This window comes from Rhodococcus wratislaviensis (genome assembly GCF_041228765.1).
Taxonomy (GTDB): Bacteria; Actinomycetota; Actinomycetes; order Mycobacteriales; family Mycobacteriaceae; genus Rhodococcus_F; species Rhodococcus_F wratislaviensis.
Genome location: NZ_CP150488.1, coordinates 3,928,037 through 3,950,834 on the forward strand (window position 1 = coordinate 3,928,037; position 22,798 = coordinate 3,950,834).

Annotated in this window: 20 protein-coding genes; 11 read left to right on the top strand and 9 right to left on the bottom strand. The window is 67.3% G+C overall.

The window, feature by feature from the left end; translation table 11 throughout:
- Positions 1-2: 2 nt before the first annotated feature.
- Positions 3-1,373 (bottom strand): branched-chain amino acid ABC transporter permease, encoded by a 1,371-nt coding sequence (locus tag WKC72_RS18105; protein ID WP_037237418.1) that lies wholly within the window; start codon positions 1,371-1,373, stop codon positions 3-5.
- 226 nt (positions 1,374-1,599) lie between these two features.
- Here WKC72_RS18105 and polA point away from each other — a divergent pair, with 226 nt between their 5' ends.
- Positions 1,600-4,344, top strand: a complete 2,745-nt coding sequence (gene polA, locus WKC72_RS18110) for a DNA polymerase I (RefSeq protein WP_037237416.1) — start codon at positions 1,600-1,602, stop codon at positions 4,342-4,344.
- Positions 4,345-4,363: 19 nt separating this feature from the next.
- Here polA and trxA read toward each other — a convergent pair whose 3' ends face one another.
- Together trxA and WKC72_RS18120 are read right to left on the bottom strand one after the other, a co-directional pair.
- Positions 4,364-4,732: a thioredoxin gene (gene trxA, locus WKC72_RS18115; protein ID WP_005247443.1), complete on the bottom strand. Its 369-nt coding sequence runs from the start codon at positions 4,730-4,732 to the stop codon at positions 4,364-4,366.
- Between the two features lie 73 nt (positions 4,733-4,805).
- A complete protein-coding gene (locus WKC72_RS18120; protein WP_112300717.1) occupies positions 4,806-5,804 on the bottom strand; it encodes a helix-turn-helix domain-containing protein in 999 nt (332 codons plus the stop codon).
- Positions 5,805-5,998: 194 nt separating this feature from the next.
- Here WKC72_RS18120 and WKC72_RS18125 point away from each other — a divergent pair, with 194 nt between their 5' ends.
- Complete coding sequence (locus tag WKC72_RS18125; protein ID WP_370183769.1) at positions 5,999-6,904, top strand: DMT family transporter; 906 nt, start codon at positions 5,999-6,001, stop codon at positions 6,902-6,904.
- On the opposite strand, the gene WKC72_RS18130 is transcribed toward WKC72_RS18125, so the two are convergent.
- Positions 6,905-7,426 (bottom strand): 2'-5' RNA ligase family protein, encoded by a 522-nt coding sequence (locus WKC72_RS18130; RefSeq protein WP_037237412.1) that lies wholly within the window; start codon positions 7,424-7,426, stop codon positions 6,905-6,907.
- 19 nt (positions 7,427-7,445) lie between these two features.
- Between WKC72_RS18130 and WKC72_RS18135 the strand changes: the two genes are divergently transcribed.
- From WKC72_RS18135 to WKC72_RS18150, 4 genes are all read left to right on the top strand, one after another.
- Complete coding sequence (locus WKC72_RS18135; protein ID WP_037237410.1) at positions 7,446-8,540, top strand: isocitrate/isopropylmalate dehydrogenase family protein; 1,095 nt, start codon at positions 7,446-7,448, stop codon at positions 8,538-8,540.
- Positions 8,541-8,688: 148 nt separating this feature from the next.
- Positions 8,689-9,618: an ABC transporter substrate-binding protein gene (locus WKC72_RS18140; protein WP_052033462.1), complete on the top strand. Its 930-nt coding sequence runs from the start codon at positions 8,689-8,691 to the stop codon at positions 9,616-9,618.
- Positions 9,619-9,638: 20 nt separating this feature from the next.
- Positions 9,639-10,622 (top strand): amino acid ABC transporter permease, encoded by a 984-nt coding sequence (locus tag WKC72_RS18145; RefSeq protein WP_037237404.1) that lies wholly within the window; start codon positions 9,639-9,641, stop codon positions 10,620-10,622.
- The gene (locus WKC72_RS18150) at positions 10,619-11,380 is read left to right on the top strand and encodes an amino acid ABC transporter ATP-binding protein (RefSeq protein WP_037237400.1); all 762 of its coding nucleotides are present in this window, start codon (positions 10,619-10,621) and stop codon (positions 11,378-11,380) included. Before WKC72_RS18145 ends, WKC72_RS18150 begins: the two co-directional genes overlap by 4 nt.
- A gap of 39 nt (positions 11,381-11,419) precedes the next feature.
- Here the strand turns inward: WKC72_RS18150 and WKC72_RS18155 are convergent, their stop codons facing one another.
- Positions 11,420-12,313 carry a class I SAM-dependent methyltransferase gene (locus tag WKC72_RS18155; protein WP_112300719.1) on the bottom strand — a complete coding sequence of 298 codons (894 nt, stop codon included), beginning with the start codon at positions 12,311-12,313 and terminating at the stop codon, positions 11,420-11,422.
- Positions 12,314-12,563: 250 nt separating this feature from the next.
- On the opposite strand from WKC72_RS18155, the gene rpsA reads away from it, so the two are divergent.
- A complete protein-coding gene (gene rpsA, locus WKC72_RS18160) occupies positions 12,564-14,048 on the top strand; it encodes a 30S ribosomal protein S1 (RefSeq protein WP_037237394.1) in 1,485 nt (494 codons plus the stop codon).
- A 146-nt stretch (positions 14,049-14,194) separates the two neighbouring features.
- Here rpsA and WKC72_RS18165 read toward each other — a convergent pair whose 3' ends face one another.
- Complete coding sequence (locus tag WKC72_RS18165) at positions 14,195-14,413, bottom strand: hypothetical protein (RefSeq protein WP_005260399.1); 219 nt, start codon at positions 14,411-14,413, stop codon at positions 14,195-14,197.
- 170 nt (positions 14,414-14,583) lie between these two features.
- Between WKC72_RS18165 and coaE the strand changes: the two genes are divergently transcribed.
- Complete coding sequence (coaE, locus tag WKC72_RS18170; RefSeq protein WP_370183776.1) at positions 14,584-15,798, top strand: dephospho-CoA kinase; 1,215 nt, start codon at positions 14,584-14,586, stop codon at positions 15,796-15,798.
- 1 nt (position 15,799) lies between these two features.
- Here the strand turns inward: coaE and WKC72_RS18175 are convergent, their stop codons facing one another.
- Positions 15,800-16,318 carry a DUF402 domain-containing protein gene (locus WKC72_RS18175; protein ID WP_037237387.1) on the bottom strand — a complete coding sequence of 173 codons (519 nt, stop codon included), beginning with the start codon at positions 16,316-16,318 and terminating at the stop codon, positions 15,800-15,802.
- 77 nt (positions 16,319-16,395) lie between these two features.
- Between WKC72_RS18175 and uvrB the strand changes: the two genes are divergently transcribed.
- From uvrB to WKC72_RS18190, 3 genes are all read left to right on the top strand, one after another.
- The gene (uvrB, locus tag WKC72_RS18180) at positions 16,396-18,558 is read left to right on the top strand and encodes an excinuclease ABC subunit UvrB (RefSeq protein ID WP_005260403.1); all 2,163 of its coding nucleotides are present in this window, start codon (positions 16,396-16,398) and stop codon (positions 18,556-18,558) included.
- Positions 18,559-18,586: 28 nt separating this feature from the next.
- Positions 18,587-19,459, top strand: coding sequence for a hypothetical protein (locus WKC72_RS18185; RefSeq protein ID WP_370183780.1), 873 nt, complete (start codon positions 18,587-18,589; stop codon positions 19,457-19,459).
- A 188-nt stretch (positions 19,460-19,647) separates the two neighbouring features.
- The gene (locus WKC72_RS18190; protein WP_005247414.1) at positions 19,648-20,100 is read left to right on the top strand and encodes a universal stress protein; all 453 of its coding nucleotides are present in this window, start codon (positions 19,648-19,650) and stop codon (positions 20,098-20,100) included.
- Between the two features lie 12 nt (positions 20,101-20,112).
- Here the strand turns inward: WKC72_RS18190 and WKC72_RS18195 are convergent, their stop codons facing one another.
- Together WKC72_RS18195 and WKC72_RS18200 are read right to left on the bottom strand one after the other, a co-directional pair.
- Entirely contained in the window at positions 20,113-20,499 is a 387-nt protein-coding gene (locus tag WKC72_RS18195) for a DUF732 domain-containing protein (RefSeq protein ID WP_370183782.1), read from the bottom strand.
- A complete protein-coding gene (locus tag WKC72_RS18200) occupies positions 20,496-22,778 on the bottom strand; it encodes an ATP-binding domain-containing protein (protein WP_112300722.1) in 2,283 nt (760 codons plus the stop codon). The genes WKC72_RS18195 and WKC72_RS18200 overlap by 4 nt, the downstream gene beginning before the upstream one ends.
- Positions 22,779-22,798: the final 20 nt, after the last annotated feature.

Sequence of the window (22,798 nt, forward strand, 5' to 3'; positions counted from 1 at the left end):
CCTCACCCGATCCTTTGCCGGCTGCCGAGAATGCCCTGAGGCCGGACGACCAGGATGACGATCAAGATGAGCAGTCCTCCGATGTACTTGAGGTCGGGGTTGATCACCAGCGTCGACAGCTGGACGAGCAGACCGACGATCACGCAGCCGAGCAGGGCGCCGTACGCGGTGCCGAGTCCGCCGAGTGTGATGCCGGCGAACATCAGCAGCAGGAGCTTGAAGCCCATCTCCCACTGCACACGGCCGCCGAGTTCGGAGATGCCGAACAGGACGCCGCCGAGCGCGGCGAGACCGCCGCCGAGACCCCACACGAAGCGGATCACCCGTTCGACGTCGATGCCGGACGACGCGGCCAGGTCGCGGTTGTCGGACACCGCGCGCATGGCCTTGCCGATGCGCGTCTTCTGCAGCAGCAGGGCCACTCCGACGAGAACGACGAGACTGATGGCGATGCTCACGAGGTTGGCGTCGGTGATCGCGATCGGACCCCAGTGCCTCTCCACCTGGGCCTGGTAGTCGACGAACGGCTCCGCACGATCGGAGAAGAAGATCAGGATCAGGTAGCGCAGGGAGATCGCGAGCCCGATCGACACCACCAGCTGCGCGATCAGGCCGGTCTTGCGTTTTCGCAGCGGTTTCCAGATCCCGGCGTTGTTCAGCAGTCCGATCAGGATTCCCACGAAGACCGCGAGGATCGTGGCCGGGATCAGCTGCACGCCGAACGTCACGTTGATCACCCACGCCGCGACCGCGCCGAGGGTGACGAGTTCGCCGTGCGCGAAGTTCGTCAGGCCGGTGGTGCCGTAGATCAGGCTCAGCCCGACACCGGCGATGGCGATGACGAGACCGAACCGGAGTCCGTCGATGGTCTGGCGAATCAGCTTCTCGTAGAACGGGACCGCGGAACCGGTGCGGGCCTCGCCGAACGAGAAGATCACCGTGTTGGTGCGACCGGCCACCACTTCCCGCTGCACCGTGGCCTGCACGCTGACGTCGTCGGGAAGCGAGTCCGCCACGATCTCGAATGTGTACGTGCCGGGCGCGACCTGTAGTTCCCAGCGGCCGTTCGCCTCCGACGTCGCCTTCGCCACCTCGTTGCCCGACGAATCGAGTGCGCGTACCTCGACGTCCGCGAGCCGTTCGCCTGCGTTGTTCAGATTGCCGCTGACCCGCACCGCGTTCTCCGGGGGCGCCGGTTGTGCGCTCGTCGCGGGCGGTGGGGGCGGCGGGGTGGGTTCCTGCGCCGCCGCGGGACCGCCGAAAGCGATCGCCGCGACGAGGCCGAGCAGGACGAGGACGAACGCACGGCCGAGTTGCCGGGTGACCGACCCTCGCCTCGTGCGTTTCCTCGCGGATTTCGGTCGCGTACTCACTGCTGGGAGTCGCTTCCTCACGGTTGGGGCCACGCAGGTCCTCCGGGGACGTGTAGATCGGTCAGGAACATGCGGCGACGGACCCGACTACCGCCCGTGCCGCAATTTCCGGACTCTAACGGCTCCGGTCGCGCGAAATGGGGTTCTCGGATTTCCGGCACGTTTCGGTTGGGTATCGAACCATCCGGCTGATCGGTGTCGGATCCGCTCCCTAGACTGGGCAACCGTGAGCCCTGCAACCACCCCCCGGTCCACCACTTCCCCGACGTCCGGCGCAGCAGCGTCGTCCGACGATCGCCCCACCCTGATGCTGCTCGATGGCCACTCGCTGGCCTTTCGTGCGTTCTACGCCCTGCCCGCCGAGAACTTCAAGACACACAGCGGTCAGGTCACCAACGCCGTCTACGGGTTCACGTCGATGTTGATCAACCTGCTGCGCGACGAACAGCCGAGCCACGTGGCGGCGGCGTTCGACGTGTCCAGGCAGACGTTCCGGGCGGAGAAGTTCCCCGAGTACAAGGCCAATCGCAGCAAGGCTCCGGACGAGTTCAAGGGGCAGGTCGAGATCACCAAGGACGTCCTCGGAGCGCTCGGTATCCCCGTGATGGCCGAGGAAGGCTTCGAGGCCGACGACATCATCGCCACGCTCACCACCCAGGCCGAGGCGCTCGGCTACCGCGTCCTCGTGGTGACCGGCGACCGGGACTCGCTCCAACTGGTCACCGACGGGGTGACGGTGCTCTACCCGAAGAAGGGCGTCTCGGACCTCACCCGGTTCACGCCGGCGGCCGTCGAGGAGAAGTACGGGCTCACACCTGCGCAGTACCCCGACTTCGCGGCGCTGCGCGGCGACCCGAGCGACAACCTGCCGGGCATCCCGGGGGTGGGGGAGAAGACCGCCACCAAGTGGATCAAGGAGTACGGCGATCTCGTCGGCCTGGTCGACAACGTCGACAAGGTCCGCGGCAAGGTCGGTGACGCGCTGCGGGAGAACCTGCCGAACGTCCTGCTCAACCGGGAACTGACCGAGATGGTGCGCGACGTCCCGCTGCCGTACACCCCGGACCAGTTGATGCTCGCGCAGTGGGATCGGGAGAAGATCCACGCGCTGTTCGACGACCTCGAGTTCAAGGTGCTGCGCGACCGGCTGTTCGCCACATTGGCCCCGGTCGAAGCGGAGGCAGAGGAGGGCTTCGAGGTGCGCGGGGGCGCGCTCGATCCCGGAGCGGTCGCGGACTGGCTGGCGGCGCACGCGTCGACGGGCGAGCGATCCGGTGTTTCGGTGGTCGGCACCCGCACTCCGTACGGCGGTGACGTGACGGCGATCGCCCTCGCGACCGCCGACGGCGAGGGCGCCTATATCGCCACCGCTTCCGCCACCCCGGAGGACGAGAAGGCGCTCGGCGACTGGCTCGCGGACGCGGATCAGCCAAAGGCCCTGCACGAGGCCAAGTGGGCGATGCACGCTCTGCGCGGACGCGGCTGGGTGCTCGGTGGTCTCACCAGCGACACCGCGCTGGCGGCCTACCTGGTGCGCCCCGGCCAGCGGACCTTCAACCTCGACGACCTGTCGTTGCGGTACCTGCGCAGGGAGCTGCGGGTGGAGGAGACCGGCCAGGAGCAGCTGTCGCTGCTCGACGACGCCGACCAGGTCGACGCGGAAGCCGCCGAGACCGAAATTCTCAGCGCCCGCGCCGTCCTCGACCTCGCGGCCGCGCTCGACACCGAACTCGACAACATCGAATCGACGGCTCTGCTGTCGGAGATGGAGCTGCCGCTGCTGGAGGTGCTGGCTGTCATCGAGGCGTCCGGTATCGCCGTCGACGGCACCCACCTGCACGACCTGCAGAGCCGGTTCGCGGCCGAGGTGTCCGAGGCGGCGGAGGCGGCCTACGGGGTCATCGGCAAGCAGATCAACCTCGGGTCACCCAAGCAGTTGCAGGTCGTGCTGTTCGACGAGCTGGAGATGCCCAAGACGAAGAAGACGAAGACCGGGTACACCACGGACGCCGAGGCGTTGCAGAACCTGTTCGAGAAGACGTCGCACCCGTTCCTCGAGCACCTGCTCGCGCACCGCGACGCGACAAGGCTGAAGGTGACGGTCGACGGCCTGCTGAAGACGGTCGCCGAGGACGGCCGCATTCACACGACGTTCAACCAGACCGTCGCGGCCACCGGCCGACTGTCGTCCACCGAGCCCAACCTGCAGAACATCCCGGTGCGCACGGATGCCGGCCGGCAGATCCGGGACGGTTTCGTCGTCGGTGAGGGCTACGACTCCCTGCTCACCGCCGACTACAGCCAGATCGAGATGCGGATCATGGCCCACGTGTCCGGAGACGAGGGGCTGATCGAGGCGTTCAACACCGGAGAAGACCTGCACAGCTTCGTCGGGGCGCGCGCGTTCGGCGTGCCGATCGAGGAGGTCACGCCGGAGCTGCGCCGCCGCGTGAAGGCGATGTCCTACGGGCTGGCGTACGGGCTGAGCGCGTTCGGTCTGGCTGCGCAGCTCAAGATCTCGACCGAAGAGGCCAAATCGCAGATGGAGGCGTACTTCGCCCGGTTCGGCGGGGTACGCGACTACCTGCACGAGGTCGTGGAACAGGCCCGCAAGGACGGCTACACGTCGACGCTGTACGGGCGCCGCCGCTACCTTCCCGACCTCACCAGCGACAACCGTCAGCGTCGCGAGGTCGCCGAGCGCGCCGCGCTCAACGCCCCCATCCAGGGCACGGCCGCCGACATCATCAAGGTCGCGATGATCAACGTGCAGCGCTCACTGCGCGAGGCGGGTCTGAAGTCGCGGATGCTGCTCCAGGTCCACGACGAACTCGTGCTCGAGGTCGTCGATTCGGAACGGGAACAGGTCGAACAGCTGGTCCGCGACAAGATGTCCTCGGCCATCGAGCTGTCGGTGCCGCTGGACGTGTCCGTCGGCACCGGCCGCAGTTGGGACGCCGCCGCACACTAGGCGGCGGCGGTCCTCCGCCCTATTCGGCCGGCGCCTGCTCGGCGATCTGTTTGCGCACCTCGTCCATGTCGAGGGCCTTGACCTGCGTGACCAGATCCTCGAGCGCCGCGGGCGGCAGCGCACCCGGCTGGCTGAACACCAGCACACCCTCGCGGAACGCCATGATGGTCGGGATCGACCGGATGTTCGCGGCGGCGGCGATGCCCTGTTCCGCTTCGGTGTCGACCTTGGCGTGTACGACGTCGGGGTGCTGCTCCGACGAGGCCTCGAAGGTGGGGGCGAAGGAGCGGCACGGTCCGCACCACGATGCCCAGAAGTCGACCAGAACGACGTCGTTGCCGGTCACGGTCTCGTCGAAGTTCTGCTGAGTCAGAGTCTTGGTGGCCACGAGGGTCCTTTCGTTCGGTTACTGCTGTGCGTGTGCAACGCCGCGTCGCCGCCGATTCTTCCCTGCGGCTTGCTCAGCCGGTGCGCTCCGTGTCCCGGAACGTGCGGCGGTACGCCTGCGGGGTGGTGTGACGCAGCCGCAGGAAATGCTGCCGAAGGACGGCGCCGCCACCGAAGCCGACCCGTTCGGCGATCACGTCCACCGAGAGGTCCGAGTTCTCGAGCAGGTGCTGTGCGGCCAGCACCCGCTGGTCGCTGAGCCATCGGGCCGGTGTGGTCCCGGTCTCGGCCTGGAACCGCCGCGCGAACGTGCGGGGCGACATGTTCGCCTTGGCCGCCACCGCGGTCACCGACAGGTCGAGGGCGAGGTGCTCGGTCATCCAGTCGAGCAGCGGCCCGAGCGTGTCGATCGTCGTCGACGGCAGCGGCATCGCCACGTACTGCGCCTGGCCGCCGTCCCGGTGCGGCGGGACCACCATCCGCCGCGCGATCCCGTTGGCCACTCGGCTGCCCTGTTCCTTCCGCACGATGTGCAGGCACAGGTCGATACCCGCGGCGGTGCCCGCGCTGGTCAGGACGGGATCGTCGTCGACGTACAGGACGTTCGGGTCGACGGTGGCCGCCGGATGGAGGTCGGCGAGCCGCTGGGCGTGCCGCCAGTGGGTGGTGCATGTGCGTCCGTCCAGCAGTCCGGCCGCACCGAGCACGAAGGCGCCGCTGCAGAGGCTGGCGACCTTGGCGCCCCGGTCCACCGCGGCCCGGAGTTTGTCGAGCAGGGGATCCATGCACGGGTCGGGCTGCTTCGCGCAGACGAAGGTGCCGTCCGCCTCGGCGTAGGTTCCGCCCGCGGGAACGACGATGAGGTCGGCGTCGTCGAGCCGGTCGAGGTCGTACGGGACGTCGATGCCGTAACCGAAGCGGGTGCGGATCGGTTCCGGTGAGCCGGCGACGAGCGAGAAGTCGTAGGTGGGGAGTCCGTCGTCGGACCGGTCGAAACCGAACACCTCGCAGGCGACTCCGAGCTCGAACGCTTCGGTGAGCGGCATGAGCGGTACGACGACCTTTTTCAGCACCACCCCAGTATGGCAGAAATACGGTCAACAATGTCGTTTCTGCCACTTTTTCTGAGGGGCCGATGGAACCAGGCTGAAGACATGACAATCCTGGTCGTGGTACTCCTCGTGTTCCTGGCGCTCGACGCGCTGGCGCTCGCCGGCCGCACGCCCGACACGCACAACGAAGTCATCCAGCACGGGGACTTCCGGTTTTGAGAGGGAACCTGGCGCTCCAGTACGCGGGCACGGCGCTCGCCTGGGGCGCGAGTTTCCTCTTCATCAAGGTCGGTCTCGAGGGCCTGTCCTTCACGCAGGTCGTGCTGTGGCGACTCGTGTTCGGGGCGGTGACCCTCGGTGCCGTCCTCGGACTCACCCGAACACGGTTGCCGCGCGAAGCGGCGACGTGGGCGCACCTGTCGGTACTGGCGGTCGCCCAGTGCGTGGTGCCGTGGTTGCTGTTCAGCTGGGCCGAGCAGAGCATCAGTTCGGGCCTGGCCAGCATCTACAACGCGACCACACCACTCATGACGATGTCGGTGGCCCTGGCGTTCCTGCCGGGGGAGAAGCTCACGGACGCAAAGCTGTTCGGCCTCCTGCTCGGATTCACGGGGGTGGTCGTGGTGCTGGCGCCGTGGCAGGCGGGGATCATCGGCAGCGTTCCCGCCCAGCTCGCGTGCCTCGGCGCCACCGCGTCGTACGGCGTGGCACTCGTCTACCTGAGGCGGTTCATCCTTCCGCGAGGCGTCGGCACGCCCACCATCGCGTTCATGCAGGTGTCGATCGCGGCAGCCGCCATGCTCCTCGCCGCCCCGTGGGTCGCGAGCACGTCGATGCACCTGACCCCCGCGATCGTCGCGTCCATGATCGGGCTCGGGGCGTTCGGCACCGGGCTGGCGTTCGTGTGGAACACGAACGTGGTCCGCGGCTGGGGGCCCACCGCGGCCTCCACCGTCACCTACCTGACACCGGTGGTCGGCGTCGTGCTCGGCGCGGTCGCACTCGACGAGCACATCTCCTGGAACCAGCCCGTCGGGGCGCTCGCGGTGATCGCGGGAATCGTCGTCACCCAACGGTCTTCGCGCAAGGCCGCCGAGACGGTCGCCGCGGACGCATCGTGATCACGGCGGTGCCGTGACCACCCACTCGCGTTTGGCGTCCCCGTCCCACCGGCGCACCACCGACGCCCGGCCGATGATGTCGCCGCCGTCGAGCAGTCGCGCGGCCTCCGCGATCTGATCGGCCGGGAGTCGCCGCGCGAGAGTCACGTGCGGCGTCCACTCGCCCGGGCGGATGTGCGGCGTGAACTCCGTGGCGTGCGCCGCGAGATCGAACACGCTGCGGTGCAGGGACAGCAGCGCCTTCGACGGCACCACCAACCGGGACAGCGTGACATGCCTGCCGCCGAACATCACGAGCCCGCCCAGCCGGATGTGGAACGAGGGCGTCGCGATCCGGCGGCCCAGCAATTCGTCGATCTCGGGTGGGATGTGGCGTGCCACGAACAGGGTGATGTGGGGCCGATTCGATTCGGCGCGAACGCGAGTGCGGCTGGGCATCCCGGCATCCCACAGGCGTTGCCACTCCGCGCGCACGGCAACGTCGGTCGCTTCGTCGAACAGCAGTTCCACCGACTGGACCATGGTAGGCAATGATGGCCTCATGAGCGGTGCTACGGCAAACATTTCCGATACCCGGATCGGGGTGCTCCTCGGCGACGGCATCGGTCACGAGATCGTCCCGGCCACCCAGCGGGTGGTCTCGGCCGCGGTGACCGCGGCGGGAGGCGACGTCGACTGGGTGGATCTGCCCCTCGGCCTGGGCGCCATCGAGTCGCACGGAACGCCGATCCCCGACTCCACGCTCTCCGCGCTGGACGAACTCGACGCGTGGATCCTGGGCCCGCACGACAGCGCCGCCTACCCGGAACCGTTCCGCGGCCGGTTGACCCCCGGCGGGGTGGTGCGCAAGAGATTCGACCTCTTCGCGAACATCCGCCCCGCCCGCTCGCTCGAGGGCGTCGCCTCGACGGTCCCGGACATGGACCTGGTGATCGTCCGGGAGAACACCGAAGGGTTGTACGCGGATCGGAACATGTTCGCAGGCAGCGGCGAGTTCATGCCGACTCCCGACGTGGCACTGGCGGTCGGCGTCGTGACGAGGAAGGCGTGTGAGCGCATCGCGCACACCGCATTCGCGCTGGCGCGTACGCGCGGCCGCCACGTCACGATCGTGCACAAGGCCAACGTGCTGTCGATGACGACCGGACTGTTCCGCGACGTCTGCAGGGAGGTGGGGGAGCGCGACTACCCGGACGTGCGGATCGACGACGAGCACGTCGACGCCATGACCGCGCACCTCGTCCGCAGGGGACGCGACTTCGACGTCGTGGTGACGGAGAACATGTTCGGCGACATCCTGTCGGACCTGACGGGTGAGTTGTCCGGCTCGCTCGGCACGGCCCCGTCGATCAACAGTTCCGAGACCAAGGTGATGGCGCAGGCGGCGCACGGAGCCGCCCCCGACATCGCGGGCCACAACCGGGCCAATCCCACGGCGCTGATGCTGTCGGCCGCGATGATGCTCGAGTGGCTCGGGGACCGCCGCGCGGACCGGCATCTCGGCGGCGCGGCCCACCGGATCCGCGACGCGGTCCGTGCGACGATCGCATCCGGAGTCGCCACGGCTGACCTGGGTGGACTCGCATCGACCAGTGAATTCACCGAGACGGTCCTCGCCCGGACACTCCGTCGCTGAAACCGCCGCCACGGGCCGGGACAGGCCGTTAATGTTCGGTAACGACGCCCGCAGATGCGGGTGCCGTAACCTACCGTTCGACTATTCGGAGTTCGCGAGTTCTCCGTCGCCGTAGCTCGCTCGGTGTACCACGATTTCCTTGGAGGACATGCCAGTGTCTGGTCGATCCGTCTTCGCGCGAGGCCGAGTGGCCCGCACCATCTGTGCACTGGCGGGTGGCAGTGCTCTGCTGCTCGCCGGCTGCGCCAGCAACACCGAGGGCGGTGGTACGCCCTCCGGAGAAGAGACCGTCGCCGTGGAAGTCGACAAGGTGGATGCCATCGCGGCGACACTGCCCGAGAAGATCGCCTCGTCCGGCAAGATCATCGTCGGTGTCAATATTCCCTACTCGCCCAACGAGTTCAAGGATCCGAGCGGCAAGATCGTCGGCTTCGACGTCGACCTCGTGGACGCCGTGGGCAAGGTGCTCGGCGTGACACCGGAGTACACCGAGGCGGACTTCGACAAGATCATCCCGTCGATCCAGGCCGGCAGCTACGACATGGGTATGTCGTCGTTCACCGACACCAAGGAACGCGAGCAGTCGGTCGACTTCACCACCTACTTCAGCGCCGGAGTGCAGTGGGCGCAGCCCGCCGGGAAGTCCGTCGACCCCACCAACGCGTGCGGCCTGCGGGTCGGCGTGCAGACCACCACCATCGAGGATCTCGAGGAGGTGCCCGCCAAGAGCGCGGCGTGCGTCGCGGCCGGTAAGCCGCCCATCGAGATCGTGAAGTTCGACAGCCAGGACGACGCGGCCAACGCCGTCGCCCTCGGCAAGGTCGACGCGATGTCCGCCGACTCGCCCGTCACCGCGTACGCGATCAAGCAGAGCGACGGCAAGATCGAGGCCGCGGGCGAGGTCTTCGACGCCGCACCGTACGGCTGGCCCGTCGCGAAGGGTTCGCCGCTCGCGCAGACCCTCCAGCAGGCGCTGCAGCACCTCATCGACGACGGCACCTACCGGACGATCGCCGAGAACTGGGGTGTCGAGGCGGGCGTCATCACCACGTCCCAGATCAACGGCGCCACGAGCTGAGCGGTTGACGAGTGTCTGACGTGGAGAAGGCTCCGGACCGGTCCGGCACCGAGACGGGGCAGGAACCGGAACCGATCAAGGCGATCCCGCTGCGGCGGCCCGGCCGCTGGATCGCCGCGATCGTCGTCGGTCTGCTGCTGGCGCTGTTCGTCAACGGTGCGCGCACCAACGAGGCGTACCGGTGGGACATCTACGCCCGCTATCTGTTCGACGCACGGATCTCGGCCGCGGCGTGGAACACCATCCAGCTGACGATCCTGTCGATGGCGATCGCCATCATCCTGGGTGTCGTCCTCGCCGTCATGCGGTTGTCGCCGAACCCGGTGCTGAAGGCGGCGTCGTGGGGGTACCTGTGGATCTTCCGCGGGACCCCGGTCTACGTGCAGTTGGTGTTCTGGGGGCTGTTCCCGTCGATCTACAAGCAGCTGGATCTGGGAATCCCGTTCGTCCACCAGTTCGTGCACATCGACCTGCAGGGAATCAACGCGGCGTTCCTGTTCGCGGTGATCGGGCTGGGACTCAACGAGGCCGCGTACATGGCCGAGATCGTCCGGGCCGGCGTGAACTCGGTCGCCGAAGGGCAGACCGAGGCGTCGGTGGCACTCGGCATGACGTGGTCGCAGACCATGCGCCGCACGGTCCTGCCGCAGGCCATGCGGGTGATCATCCCGCCCACGGGCAACGAGCTGATCAGCATGCTGAAGACGACGTCGCTGGTCACCGCGGTGCCGTACAGCCTGGAGTTGTACGGACGTGCCAGAGACATCTCGGGCGCGAACTTCCAGCCCATCCCGCTGCTGATGGTGGCCGCCACCTGGTACCTCGCCATCACCAGCCTGCTCATGATCGGCCAGTTCTACCTGGAGCGGTATTACTCGAAGGGTGCGTCCCGCAAGCTCACCCCGCGGCAACTGCAGGCGCTCGCCGACGCGCAGGGCAAGCCGCTCGTGATCGAGCCCGGGCCGGAGACCTTGCCCGACACACCCGGAGGGGAACGACGATGACGCCGATGGTCAAGGCGGACCGGGTCTGCAAGAACTTCGGGGCGCTGAAGGTACTCAAGGGTGTGTCGCTGGAGATCGACGCCGGCCAGGTCCTGTGCCTGGTCGGGCCCTCGGGCTCGGGGAAGTCGACGTTCCTGCGGTGCATCAACCACCTCGAGCAGGTCAATGCCGGGCGGCTGTACGTCGACGGCGAGATCGTCGGGTACTCCGAGCGGGGCGGCAAGCTCTACGAACTCCATCCCAGGGCTGCCGCGAAGCAGCGCCGCGACATCGGGATGGTCTTCCAGCACTTCAACCTCTTCCCGCACCGGACGGCACTCGAGAACATCATCGAGGCGCCCATCCAGGTGAAGAGGCTCAACAAGAAGAAGGCGCTCGAGCGGGGACGGGATCTCCTCGAGCAGGTGGGCCTGAGCGAGAAGGCGGACGCGTACCCGGCGCAACTGTCGGGTGGGCAGCAGCAGCGCGTCGCCATCGCCCGCGCGCTGGCGATGGACCCCAAGCTGATGCTGTTCGACGAGCCGACGTCCGCGCTGGACCCGGAGCTGGTCGGGGAGGTGCTGACCGTGATGAAGGATCTCGCGGCAGGCGGCATGACGATGGTCGTCGTCACGCACGAGATGGGCTTCGCACGCGAGGTGGCCGACCAGCTCGTGTTCATGGACGCCGGCGTCGTCGTCGAATCGGGCAACCCTCGCGAGCTGCTCGCCAATCCGCAACACGACCGCACCAAGTTGTTCCTGTCGAAGCTGCTGTAATGGCCTCCGGCCCCGTGAGTACTTGTCAACCGCCCGCGGTTAACAAGTACTCACGGGTTTGCGGCAGCTGAAGATGGCGGTGCCAGGGAAGATCTGTCCACGCAGTGGGCTCCACTGCCCCCATTCGCGGTCGAGCCACTCGGGCCACTCCGGCTCGATGATGTCGCGTACCTCCAGGCCTGCCGCCACGATCTCGCGAACCCGGTCGCCGATGGTCCGGTGGTGCTCGACGTAGGTGGGGACGCCGTCGCCGTCGACTTCCACGTAGGGCGTGCGGTCGAAGTAGGGGAGCGACGCGGTGAGCCCGCGCGGGCCCGGATCGTCCGGGAAGATCCAGCGGATCGGATGGTTGACGGCGAACACCCACAGCCCGCCCGGGCGGAGAACTCGGGCCACCTCACTCATCACCTGTTGTGAGTCCGCCACGAACGGAACTGCACCAAAAGCCGAACATGCGATGTCGAAACTCGCGTCGGCGAAGGGGAGGTGCTCGGCTCCCGCATGAACGAGCGGCACAGTCGCGCCGCCCGCCCGCATAGCCTCGACCCCGCGGGTCAGCATCGACATGGACAGATCGAGCCCGACCGCCCGGGCGCCCCGGCCGGCGAGCCATCGCGCACAGGGCGCGGAACCGCAGCCCACCTCGAGGACGTCCTTGCCCGCCACGTCACCGAGCAGGTGGTAATCGCCCTCGTGGAGTCCCTCCGGACACCAGACGAACTCGCCCCCGGACGAGTCCACGCCGAGGAACTCGCCGTGGGTGCGGTGGTAGTCGTCCGCATCGGCGTCCCACCAGGCGCGGCTCGCGCGTTCGCTGGACTCGGAATCGACACGAACCCTGCTCACCCCGGACGTTCCGAGCACGCTGTTGGCGGTGCCGTGACGGTCGTCTTCGGGGGAGAGAGGAGAATCGGAGGGGCGAGGATCGGGCATGGGCAACAGAGTAGAGCGTGGGAACGTGCCCGGGTTTGCCCAGCTTGCCCACGGGCGCGTAGCCTATTGCACGCGAGTGTCTATGTGTGCGGCATCGGATTCGGTTCAGTTCGAGTTTGTTCGGTTCCAGTCGGGTGTCGTTCACTGCGCTTGCGGTGATCTGATTCGGCGGGAATGTTCCGTCGGTTCAGGTTGCTTGTCCGACAGAACACCATCAACCGACCACAACCCGTCCGGAGCAACTCAACACATGCCCTCCACCACCGTGACCTCGCCGCAGGTAGCCGTCAACGACATCGGCTCCGCCGAGGACTTCCTCGCCGCCATCGACGCAACGATCAAGTACTTCAACGATGGCGACATCGTCGAAGGCACCATCGTCAAGGTCGATCGTGACGAGGTCCTGCTCGACATCGGTTACAAGACCGAAGGCGTCATCCCTTCCCGTGAGCTCTCCATCAAGCACGACGTCGACCCCAACGAGGTCGTCTCCGTGGGCGATGAGGTCGAAGCTCTCGTCCTCACCAAGGAGGACAAGGAAGGCCGACTGATCCTGTCGAAGAAGCGCGCTCAGTACGAGCGTGCCTGGGGCACCATCGAGGAGCTCAAGGAGAAGGACGAGGCCGTCAAGGGCACCGTCATCGAGGTCGTCAAGGGCGGCCTGATCCTCGACATCGGCCTGCGTGGCTTCCTCCCCGCTTCGCTCGTCGAGATGCGCCGTGTCCGCGATCTCCAGCCGTACGTCGGCAAGGAGATCGAGGCCAAGATCATCGAGCTCGACAAGAACCGCAACAACGTCGTCCTCTCGCGCCGCGCATGGCTCGAGCAGACGCAGTCCGAGGTTCGCAGCGAGTTCCTGCACCAGCTGCAGAAGGGCCAGGTCCGCAAGGGCGTCGTGTCCTCCATCGTCAACTTCGGTGCCTTCGTGGACCTGGGCGGCGTCGACGGCCTGGTGCACGTTTCGGAGCTGTCCTGGAAGCACATCGACCACCCGTCCGAGGTTGTCGAGGTCGGCACCGAGGTCACCGTCGAGGTTCTCGACGTCGACCTGGACCGCGAGCGCGTCTCCCTGTCGCTCAAGGCCACCCAGGAAGACCCGTGGCGTCAGTTCGCCCGTACGCACGCCATCGGCCAGATCGTGCCCGGCAAGGTCACGAAGCTGGTTCCGTTCGGTGCCTTCGTGCGCGTCGAAGAGGGAATCGAAGGCCTCGTCCACATCTCCGAGCTGGCCGAGCGCCACGTGGAGGTCCCGGACCAGGTTGTCGGCGTCAACGACGATGCACTCGTCAAGGTCATCGACATCGACCTCGAGCGTCGTCGCATCTCGCTGTCGCTGAAGCAGGCCAACGAGGACTACAACGCCGAGTTCGATCCGTCCAAGTACGGCATGGCGGACAGCTACGACGAGCAGGGCAACTACATCTTCCCCGAGGGCTTCGATCCCGAGACCAACGAATGGCTCGAGGGCTTCGACAAGCAGCGTGAAGAGTGGGAGAACCGCTACGCCGAGGCTGAGCGTCGTCACAAGATGCACACCGCTCAGATGGAGAAGACCGCTGCAGACGAGGCCGCCGAGGCTGCCACCGCTGCTGCCGGCTACTCCTCCGAGTCGGGTGCCGGCGACGCCGACGCCGCTGCGTCCTCCAGCGCCTCGTCGTCCGAGTCTGCCGGCGGATCGCTCGCCAGCGACGCACAGCTCGCCGCACTGCGCGAGAAGCTGTCGGGCAACGCCTAGTAAGTCCGCCTGACTCGTCAGGCAAAGCCGAAGACCCCGCTCCTGCATTGCAGGGGCGGGGTCTCGTCGTTGCAGGACGTCCGAACATGACTGTGGCCCAACCTCTTCGGAGGTTGAGCCACAGTGGTGTCGGGTGAGGCGGGCGCTCAGTTCGCGGTGGCGGGAATCCAGTAACCGGACGACGACTGCACCTCGGCGCGCTTGCGCATCGTTGCGAAGCTGTGCCTGCCCTGGCCGATGAGTGCCGTGAGCCAGGTCCGGCGATGTTCGGCGAGCGCGGAGGCCACCTCGGGGATCTCGATGCAATGCACCCCGCCCGCAATGCCGAGGCGGTGCCGACCGAACTGGTTGCGGTGATCGCGCATGGCGTTCCTCTTCTTCGAGAAGGTGCAGGTCGGGTGCGTTCGCTAGAACATAACCGACCGTGTCGGACATCTGTGGTATTTGGGGCAGGTGAGTCTGCAGGGAGGGAAGAGGGTGGAGATCGGCGAGGGACGTGCGTACTCGGTGCACGGCGGGTGCAACACTGGGGGGCGTGTTGAGAATCGGCCTCACTGGAGGCATAGGAGCCGGTAAGTCCACCGTGTCGAAGGTCCTCGCCGAACTCGGGGCCGTGATCGTCGATGCCGATCTGATTGCGCGGGAGGTCGTCGAACCCGGAACACCCGGCCTCGCGGCCCTCGTCGATCGGTTCGGCGAAGAGATCCTGACGGAGGACGGCGCGCTCGACCGGCCCGCCCTGGCCGCCCGCGCCTTCGCCGACGACGAATCGCGGCTCGCGCTGAACGCCATCGTTCACCCGCTCGTCGGGGCGCGCACCACCGAGACCATCGAATCGGCGCCCAAGGACGCGATCCTCGTCCAGGACATTCCGCTGCTGGTCGAGGGCGGAATGGGCGCTGCCTTCCACCTGGTCGTCGTCGTGTTCGTCGATGCCGAGGAGCGGGTGCAGCGGCTCGTCGGATCGCGGGGGATGCCCGAGACCGATGCGCGGGCGCGGATCGCAGCCCAGGCCGACGACGATCAGCGGCGGGCGGCGGCCGACGTCTGGCTCGACAACAGCGGCGCCCCGGGCGCGCTCGAGCCGGAGATCCGGGCGCTGTGGTCGGAGCGTCTCGTGCCGTTCGAGTCCAACATCCGCACCCGGACCGTCGTCCGTGTCCTGCCCGAACTCGCCCCGCCGAATCCGCAGTGGCCGGCGCAGGCGGACCGGCTGATCGCTCGGTTGAGACTGGTGTGCGGCGACCGCGCTGTCCGGGTCGACCACATCGGGTCGACGGCCGTCGAGGGATTGCCCGCCAAGGACGTCCTCGACGTGCAGGTGACGGTCGCGAACCTCGAAACGGCGGACGACCTCGCCGAATCACTCGCCGACGCCGGGTTCCCCCGCATCGAGCACATCACCGCCGACGACCCGAAGCCCTCGTACCAGGGCGGAGAGACCGACCCGGCGCTGTGGGGCAAGCGAATCCACGGCGGTGCCGACCCGGGACGGCCCGTCAACATCCATCTTCGTGTCGACGGGTGGCCCGGGCAGCAGTTCGCGCTCGTGTTCCGCGACTGGCTGCGCGCCGACACCGACGCCCGCACCGAGTACCTCGCGGTCAAGGAAGGTGCGGCGGAGAAGGCTGCCGGTCACACGGACTACCGCGACGCGATCACCGCCTACGTCGACGCGAAGTCCCCGTGGTTCGACCGCGCCTATCACCGGGCGTGGGAATGGTCCGAGCGGACCGGCTGGAGCGCGTAGGTCACCGCCAGTCGATCGGCATCCCGATCGAGGCCAGCCACCGGCCGAGGTCGTGGCCGTGCGCGGCAATTCCGTCGATCGCCGTGGTGGCGGTGAGGATCGCCTGCTCGACCGTCGCGGTGTCGAGCAGTCCGGTGCTGTGCGCCTCCATCAACTCGTCGACGTCGAGGAGTTCGGTGTCGCGGCCGGTGCGGACGACCAGGTCCAGGTAGTGGTCCTCCGACTTCCACACGTCGTCACCTCGGGTGAAGGTGCCGATGTCGACGTAATGGTCCTGATCGCGCTGGTGGTAGGGGTGGTAGTGGAAGATCGACGCGCGCAGACCGAGGTCGGGGAGCAGCCACGACTCCAGGTAGTGGAACTGCCGGTGGTCGGAGGTGCGCGCCATGTACAGCCCCCACGGCTCGACGCGGTAGTGATCGACGTGGCGGACGAACCCCTTGGGGTCGGTGTTGGTGTGATCTCGTAGGTCGAAGTACTCGACCTTCGGTGGGTGGATGTCGTGACTCGCGCCTGCCATGGTGGGGAACCTACCGGGTTTTTCAGCCGACGGAGATCGTCGGAGAGTTTGTCGGTACCTGCGCCTACCCTGGTTGCATGGCGTTTGCATCCGAGCACCCCGTGGTGGCACATTCCGAGTTCCGTCCCATCGGGGATATCGAGCGGTCGGAAGCGCGGTTCGAGGTCGTCAGCGACCACAAGCCGGCCGGCGACCAGCCCACCGCGATCGCCGATCTGGAACGCCGCATCAACGCCGGCGAGAAGGACGTGGTCCTGCTCGGCGCCACCGGTACGGGTAAGTCCGCGACCACGGCGTGGCTGATCGAGAAGGTGCAGCGGCCCACCCTGGTGATGGCGCCCAACAAGACGCTCGCCGCGCAGTTGGCCAACGAGCTTCGCGACATGCTGCCCAACAACTCCGTCGAGTACTTCGTCTCGTACTACGACTACTACCAGCCCGAGGCGTACATCGCGCAGACCGACACCTACATCGAGAAGGACTCGTCGATCAACGACGACGTCGAGCGACTCCGCCACTCCGCGACGTCGAGCCTGCTCTCGCGGCGGGACGTGGTCGTGGTGGCGTCCGTGTCGTGCATCTACGGCCTCGGCACCCCACAGTCGTACCTCGACCGGTCGGTGCAGCTCGAGGTCGGTGTGGAGGTTCCGCGCGATGCGCTGCTGCGGCTGCTGGTCGATGTGCAGTACACCCGCAACGATCTGGCGTTCACCCGCGGATCCTTCCGGGTGCGCGGCGACACCGTCGAGATCATTCCCTCGTACGAGGAGCTGGCGGTGCGGATCGAGTTCTTCGGCGACGAGATCGAGGCGCTGTACTACCTGCACCCCCTCACCGGGGACGTGGTGCGGAAGGTCGACTCGGTGCGCATCTTCCCGGCGACGCACTACGTCGCGGGTCCCGAGCGGATGGAACGCGCCGTCAAGGACATCGAAGCCGAACTCGAGGAACGGCTCGCCGACCTCGAGAACAAGGGCAAACTGCTCGAGGCGCAGCGGCTGCGGATGCGCACACAGTACGACCTCGAGATGATCAAGCAGGTCGGGTTCTGCTCCGGCATCGAGAACTACTCGCGTCACATCGACGGTCGTGGGCCGGGCACCGCGCCCGCCACACTGATCGACTACTTCCCGGAGGACTTCCTCCTCGTCATCGACGAGTCCCACGTGACGGTTCCGCAGATCGGCGCGATGTACGAGGGTGACATGTCGCGTAAGCGGAACCTCGTCGAGTTCGGGTTCCGGTTGCCGTCCGCCACCGACAACCGCCCGCTGACCTGGGAGGAATTCACCCAGCGCATCGGGCAGACGGTGTATCTGTCGGCCACACCCGGCAAGTACGAGCTCGGACAGGCAGGCGGGGAGTTCGTCGAGCAGGTCATCCGCCCCACCGGTCTCGTCGACCCCCAGGTGGTCGTCAAACCGACCAAGGGGCAGATCGACGACCTCGTGCACGAGATCCGCGAACGCGCGGACCGCGACGAGCGCGTCCTCGTCACCACGTTGACGAAGAAGATGGCGGAAGACCTCACCGACTACCTCCTCGAACTCGGGATCCGGGTGCGGTACCTGCACTCGGACATCGACACCCTGCGACGGGTCGAGCTGCTCCGGCAGCTTCGGCTCGGGGAGTACGACGTTCTGGTGGGTATCAACCTGCTGCGTGAGGGACTCGACCTTCCCGAGGTGTCGTTGGTGGCCATCCTCGACGCCGACAAGGAGGGGTTCCTCCGGAGCTCGACCAGCCTCATCCAGACCATCGGCCGTGCAGCTCGTAACGTCTCCGGCCAGGTCCACATGTACGCCGACAAGATCACCGACTCGATGCAGCACGCGATCGAGGAGACCGAGCGGCGGCGTGAGAAGCAGATCGCCTACAACGAGAAGATGGGCGTCGATCCGCAGCCGCTGCGGAAGAAGATCGCGGACATCCTCGACCAGGTCTACGAGGAAGCCGAGGACACGGCCAGCGGGGTCGACGTCGGCGGTTCCGGACGCAACGCCACCCGCGGGCGCCGCGCGCAGGGCGAGGCCGGACGCTCGGTCAGCGCCGGGGTCTACGAGGGTCGCGACACGAAGTCGATGCCCAGGGCGGAGTTGGCGGACCTGGTCAAGGAATTGACCGATCAGATGATGAACGCCGCCCGCGATCTGCAGTTCGAACTCGCCGGGCGACTGCGCGACGAGATCGCCGACCTGAAGAAGGAGCTGCGCGGCATGGACGCCGCGGGCCTGAAATAGGCGGCGTCGAGGCAGTACGGTCTGAAGCATGGATGCACACAGCGCAGGTCGTACCGCCCGGTCCTTGGAGTTGCTTCATTCCCTCAGCTATTTGGTTCCCGAGGTCGAGGATCGTCTGGTCGAGGCGGGTCTCGAGCCGGGTCGGATGGGCTACTTCGCGGGCCGCTCCGCGGCGATGGGCGCGGTCGGTGCGGGCGTCGTCACTGCGACCTTCTTCAACTTCAGTCCGGCCGTGATCGAGTCGGTCATTCCGCGTGCCTGGGGTCTGGCCACGCCCGCGGCAATCGTCGCGGCGCGATACCGCGCAGTCGGGGAGGCGTATGTGCGACTTCTCGGCGAATCGGTGACGAATTCTCCGGAGATGGCCGAGGCCGCCGAACTCGCGTCGATCGCCGCCCGGGGGATCCAGGGTGTCGAGGGTAGGCCCCTATACGCGGGTTATGCGGAGGTGGAGTGGCCGGTCGCACCGCACCTCGCCTTCTGGCATGCCCTCACGTTGTTGCGGGAGTATCGCGGCGACGGTCACGTCGCCGCCCTGCAGACGGCGGGGCTCAGCGGACTCGAATCTCTGATCACGCACACCGCGACCGGATTCGGCTTCCAGAAGAAGTTCGCGATCACCCGCCGCGCCTGGACTCAGGACCAGTGGGACTCGGCGAGCGACAGTCTGCGCGACCGCGAGATCCTGGATGCGCGGGGTGAACTCACCGCAGACGGCAAGGAACTGCGCGAACTGGTCGAGGATCTCACCGACGATCTCGCGCTGGCCCCGTGGGCCGCGCTGGGGGAGGACGGGGCGGCCCGGCTCCTCGAACTCGCGACCCCGTGGCGTGACGCGATCGTCGCGGCGGGGGTGTTCCCGGCCGGCGTGTTCGGTCCCAAGGTCGGCACGTCACGTTGACGCTGATCACAGCCCGGGCGCGTCCGGAATGTGATCCGTCATGCACTGGGGATATCCCCTGTGGCATGTGTTGCAAATGCACCTATGCGGGCACCGATACAGCTAGGGTCAGCGCAGTGGCTGCTGGGTCCAGGCATGACGGATGTCCGGACCCCGGCCAATTGACCACCGCAGACATGGAGGAATGAATGAGCGCCTACCGGACCGTTGTCGTCGGAACCGATGGCTCCGAGTCGTCGTTTCTGGCCGTCGAGAAGGCTGCCGCCATCGCGGGGGACGCCGGCGCCAAGCTGATCATCGCCTGCGCGTACTACCCGGCCGATCCGAAGGACGTCGGGCAGGCCGCCGACGCGCTCGGTGACGAGGCCTACCAGATCACCGGTTCTGCCCCGACGTACGAGATCCTCCGCACCGCGAAGGAGCGCGCCCACGCCGCCGGCGCCAAGGAGGTCGTGGAACGCGCCGTCGTCGGCGCCCCCGTCGAATCGCTGCTGAACCTGGTCGACGAGGTCGAGGCCGGTCTTCTGGTGATCGGCAACCGGGGACTCAACACCCTTACCGGGCGTCTCCTCGGCTCGGTTCCGTCGGATGCCGCACGCAAGTCGACGTCCGACGTCCTCATCGTCCACACGGTGCGCTGACGCACGACTCGATCAGCAGTAATTCGCCTCGGCGGCATCGAGATAGACCTGCGCCACCTGTTCGGTGGTGAGGCCGATATCCGACGTCGCCGAGGCGAACTGCGCTATCGGGGTCAGATGCGCGAGGATCGTCGCCTCGTCGGTGCCCCCGGACAGCTGACCGCAAATCCCGTTGGCGAGTGCCATGACCGTGTCGTCGGGCAGCGCCGGTATGCCGGCTCCGATCAGCGACTCCTTGTAGCGCAGGCCACGGGCGTCCAGGTGTGACGCGGCCGTCGTGGACACAACCGCGGCCGTCGACGGCGGATCGGAGGCGGTGGCCTCCGAACACGCGGTCAGCACGATCGCGGTGAGGACGAGCCCACACCCCATCAGCCGACCGCGGCCGCCCGGTGTCACGACAGAATCCCGACCTCGGCCGGACCGAGTTCGGACAGCACCGCGGGCAAGGTCTTGGTGTGCACCACACCGAGTCGTTGCGTCGCGCGGGTCAGGGCGACGTAGAGGTCGTTCATTCCCCGCGGCGACTCGTCGAGAATGTCCTGGGGTTCGGCGATGAGCACCGAGTCGAACTCCAACCCCTTGACGTCCCGAACCGTCAGGACGCTGACGGTGTCCGACCTCAGGTCGGAGAGTGCGGCGACGAGGTCGTGGCCCCCGATCACGACAGTGGTGCCCGGTCCGGTTTCCCGGGACACGCAGGTGCGCACGGTGTCTGCGAGTTCGCCTTCGGACACCTGCAGTGCCCACGGCGCGAAACCGGATTCGCGCACCGACCGCGGCACTGTCTGTTCGGCGTCGATCTCGGCGAGAACCCGCCGTGCCGTCGTCATGATCTCCGCCGGAGTGCGGTAGTTGACGGTCAGTTCCGTCAGCTTCCACCGTGTGGCCACGTACGGCTCGAGGATCCGTTGCCACGACGACGTTCCCGCCGGGTCGCCGGTCTGCGCGGTGTCGCCGACGAGCGTCATCCAGCGATTCGGTATGCGCCGCATCAGCATTCGCCAGGCCATCTCCGAGAGCTCCTGCGCCTCGTCGACGATCACGTGGCCGTAGGTCCAGGTTCGGTCGCCCGCTGCGCGCTCCGCGGTCGTCTGGTGCTGTCCCACGTCGTGGCGTTCGGCCAGCTGACTGGCGTCGATCAGGTCGTAGGCCATCAGAATTTCCGGGTCCAGCTCGTCCTCGAGATCCTGTGGCGCCGAACCGGTCAGGATGTCCAGAGCGCCCTGGGCATCCGCGATCTGGGCGCGCCACTGGCGGCGGGCGCGCTCCCGTTCCGCGGCGTCGTCGACGCCGAGCAGTTCCGCCAATTCGTCGAGCAGGGGTGCGTCGGCGGCACTGAAGCCGCGCATGACGGGGCGTCGCAGCGACTCACGTTGTGCTTCGGTCAGATTCGGCGCGGCGTCGGCCAGTCGCTTCGGAGAGGCATACAGTTCGGCGAGGACCTGCTGCGGCGACAGTTCCGGCCACAGCGCACTGATCGCCGTCATGATCTCCGGGTCTTCGCGCATCTCGTCCCGCATATCGGCGATGTCGTCCCGGCTCAGCAGGTTGCCGCCGTCGACGACGTTGGCGCCCAGTGTGTCCGCGAGTTGCTGGGCGAGTGCCTCGATGACCGACGAGACGAAGATGGGACGGGCCAGGTTGTGCGGGCGTCGCGACGACCTCGCCCGGCCACGAGCGCGGGTGACGACCTTGCGGTCGAGGGTGATCCGGTAGGTGTCGAACGTCAGCTCGACGGGACGCGACGGCACCTCCTGCCGGTCCCGGACCGCCTTCTTGAGGACGTCGAGCATGTCGAGCGAGCCCTTGATCTCGCCGGCGTCGAGGCCGTCCTCGACGGTGGCGCGGACGCCGGGGTAGAGGTCGCCGATGGTCGAGAGCAGCACACCGGTCTCGCCGAGCGACGGCAGCACCTGACCGATGTAGTCGAGGAACGTGGCGTTGGGGCCGATGATGAGGACACCGGCCTTGGCGAGTTGCTGACGGTAGGTGTACAGCAGGTAGGCGGCGCGGTGCAGAGCGACCGCGGTCTTGCCGGTTCCGGGTCCGCCCTGGACCACCAGCACACTCTTGTGTTCCGACCGGATGATGGCGTCCTGTTCACCCTGGATCGTCTCGACGATGTCGTTCATCTGACCTGTGCGGGCCGCGTTGAGAGCCGCGAGCAGCGCACTCTCACCCGCGACGCCGTCCGAGCCGGTGACCGTGCCCGCGGCCTCCGCCGCCGCCAGATCCAGGTACTCGTCGTTGACGGCCGTCACCCGGCGGCTTCGCGTCCGGATGTGCCGTCGACGGGAGACGCCGTCGGGGGCGGCGGGGGTGGCGAGGTAGAACGGGCGGGCAAGGGGCGCACGCCAATCGAGGAGCATCGTCTCGTAGTCGTTCTCCTCGTCGAGGATGCCGAGTCGGCCGATGTAGCGGTGCTCGCCGTCGAGATCGATTCGCCCGAAGCACAGACCGTTCTCGGCGGCGTCGTATTTGGCGAGGTCTTCGGTGTAGAGCTGGTTGAACGACTCCCGCTCGCTGCGGGCTTGCGGGGTCCCGCCGGTTTCGAGCAGAACACGGCTCAGCCGGTTCGCCGCGTACTGGCGAAGGCCGTCCAGTCGGGTGTAGAGCATCGTCACGTACTGCTGCTCGAGCTCGCGCTCGTCGCGTGACGTGTCCTCGTCGGGCAAGAGGTCTCCTTGACTGGTTC

Excerpts from the sequence above, each read along its gene's own strand:
- WKC72_RS18185 (WP_370183780.1), top strand. The coding sequence starts at position 18,587 with ATGGATGCACACAGCGCAGGTCGTACCGCCCGGTCCTTGGAGTTGCTT.
- uvrB (WP_005260403.1), top strand. The coding sequence starts at position 16,396 with ATGGCGTTTGCATCCGAGCACCCCGTGGTGGCACATTCCGAGTTCCGT.
- WKC72_RS18140 (WP_052033462.1), top strand. The coding sequence starts at position 8,689 with ATGCCAGTGTCTGGTCGATCCGTCTTCGCGCGAGGCCGAGTGGCCCGC.
- WKC72_RS18155 (WP_112300719.1), bottom strand. The coding sequence starts at position 12,313 with ATGCCCGATCCTCGCCCCTCCGATTCTCCTCTCTCCCCCGAAGACGAC.
- WKC72_RS18135 (WP_037237410.1), top strand. The coding sequence starts at position 7,446 with ATGAGCGGTGCTACGGCAAACATTTCCGATACCCGGATCGGGGTGCTC.
- WKC72_RS18175 (WP_037237387.1), bottom strand. The coding sequence starts at position 16,318 with ATGGCAGGCGCGAGTCACGACATCCACCCACCGAAGGTCGAGTACTTC.
- WKC72_RS18150 (WP_037237400.1), top strand. The coding sequence starts at position 10,619 with ATGACGCCGATGGTCAAGGCGGACCGGGTCTGCAAGAACTTCGGGGCG.
- WKC72_RS18130 (WP_037237412.1), bottom strand. The coding sequence starts at position 7,426 with ATGGTCCAGTCGGTGGAACTGCTGTTCGACGAAGCGACCGACGTTGCC.
- WKC72_RS18190 (WP_005247414.1), top strand. The coding sequence starts at position 19,648 with ATGAGCGCCTACCGGACCGTTGTCGTCGGAACCGATGGCTCCGAGTCG.
- WKC72_RS18165 (WP_005260399.1), bottom strand. The coding sequence starts at position 14,413 with ATGCGCGATCACCGCAACCAGTTCGGTCGGCACCGCCTCGGCATTGCG.
- rpsA (WP_037237394.1), top strand. The coding sequence starts at position 12,564 with ATGCCCTCCACCACCGTGACCTCGCCGCAGGTAGCCGTCAACGACATC.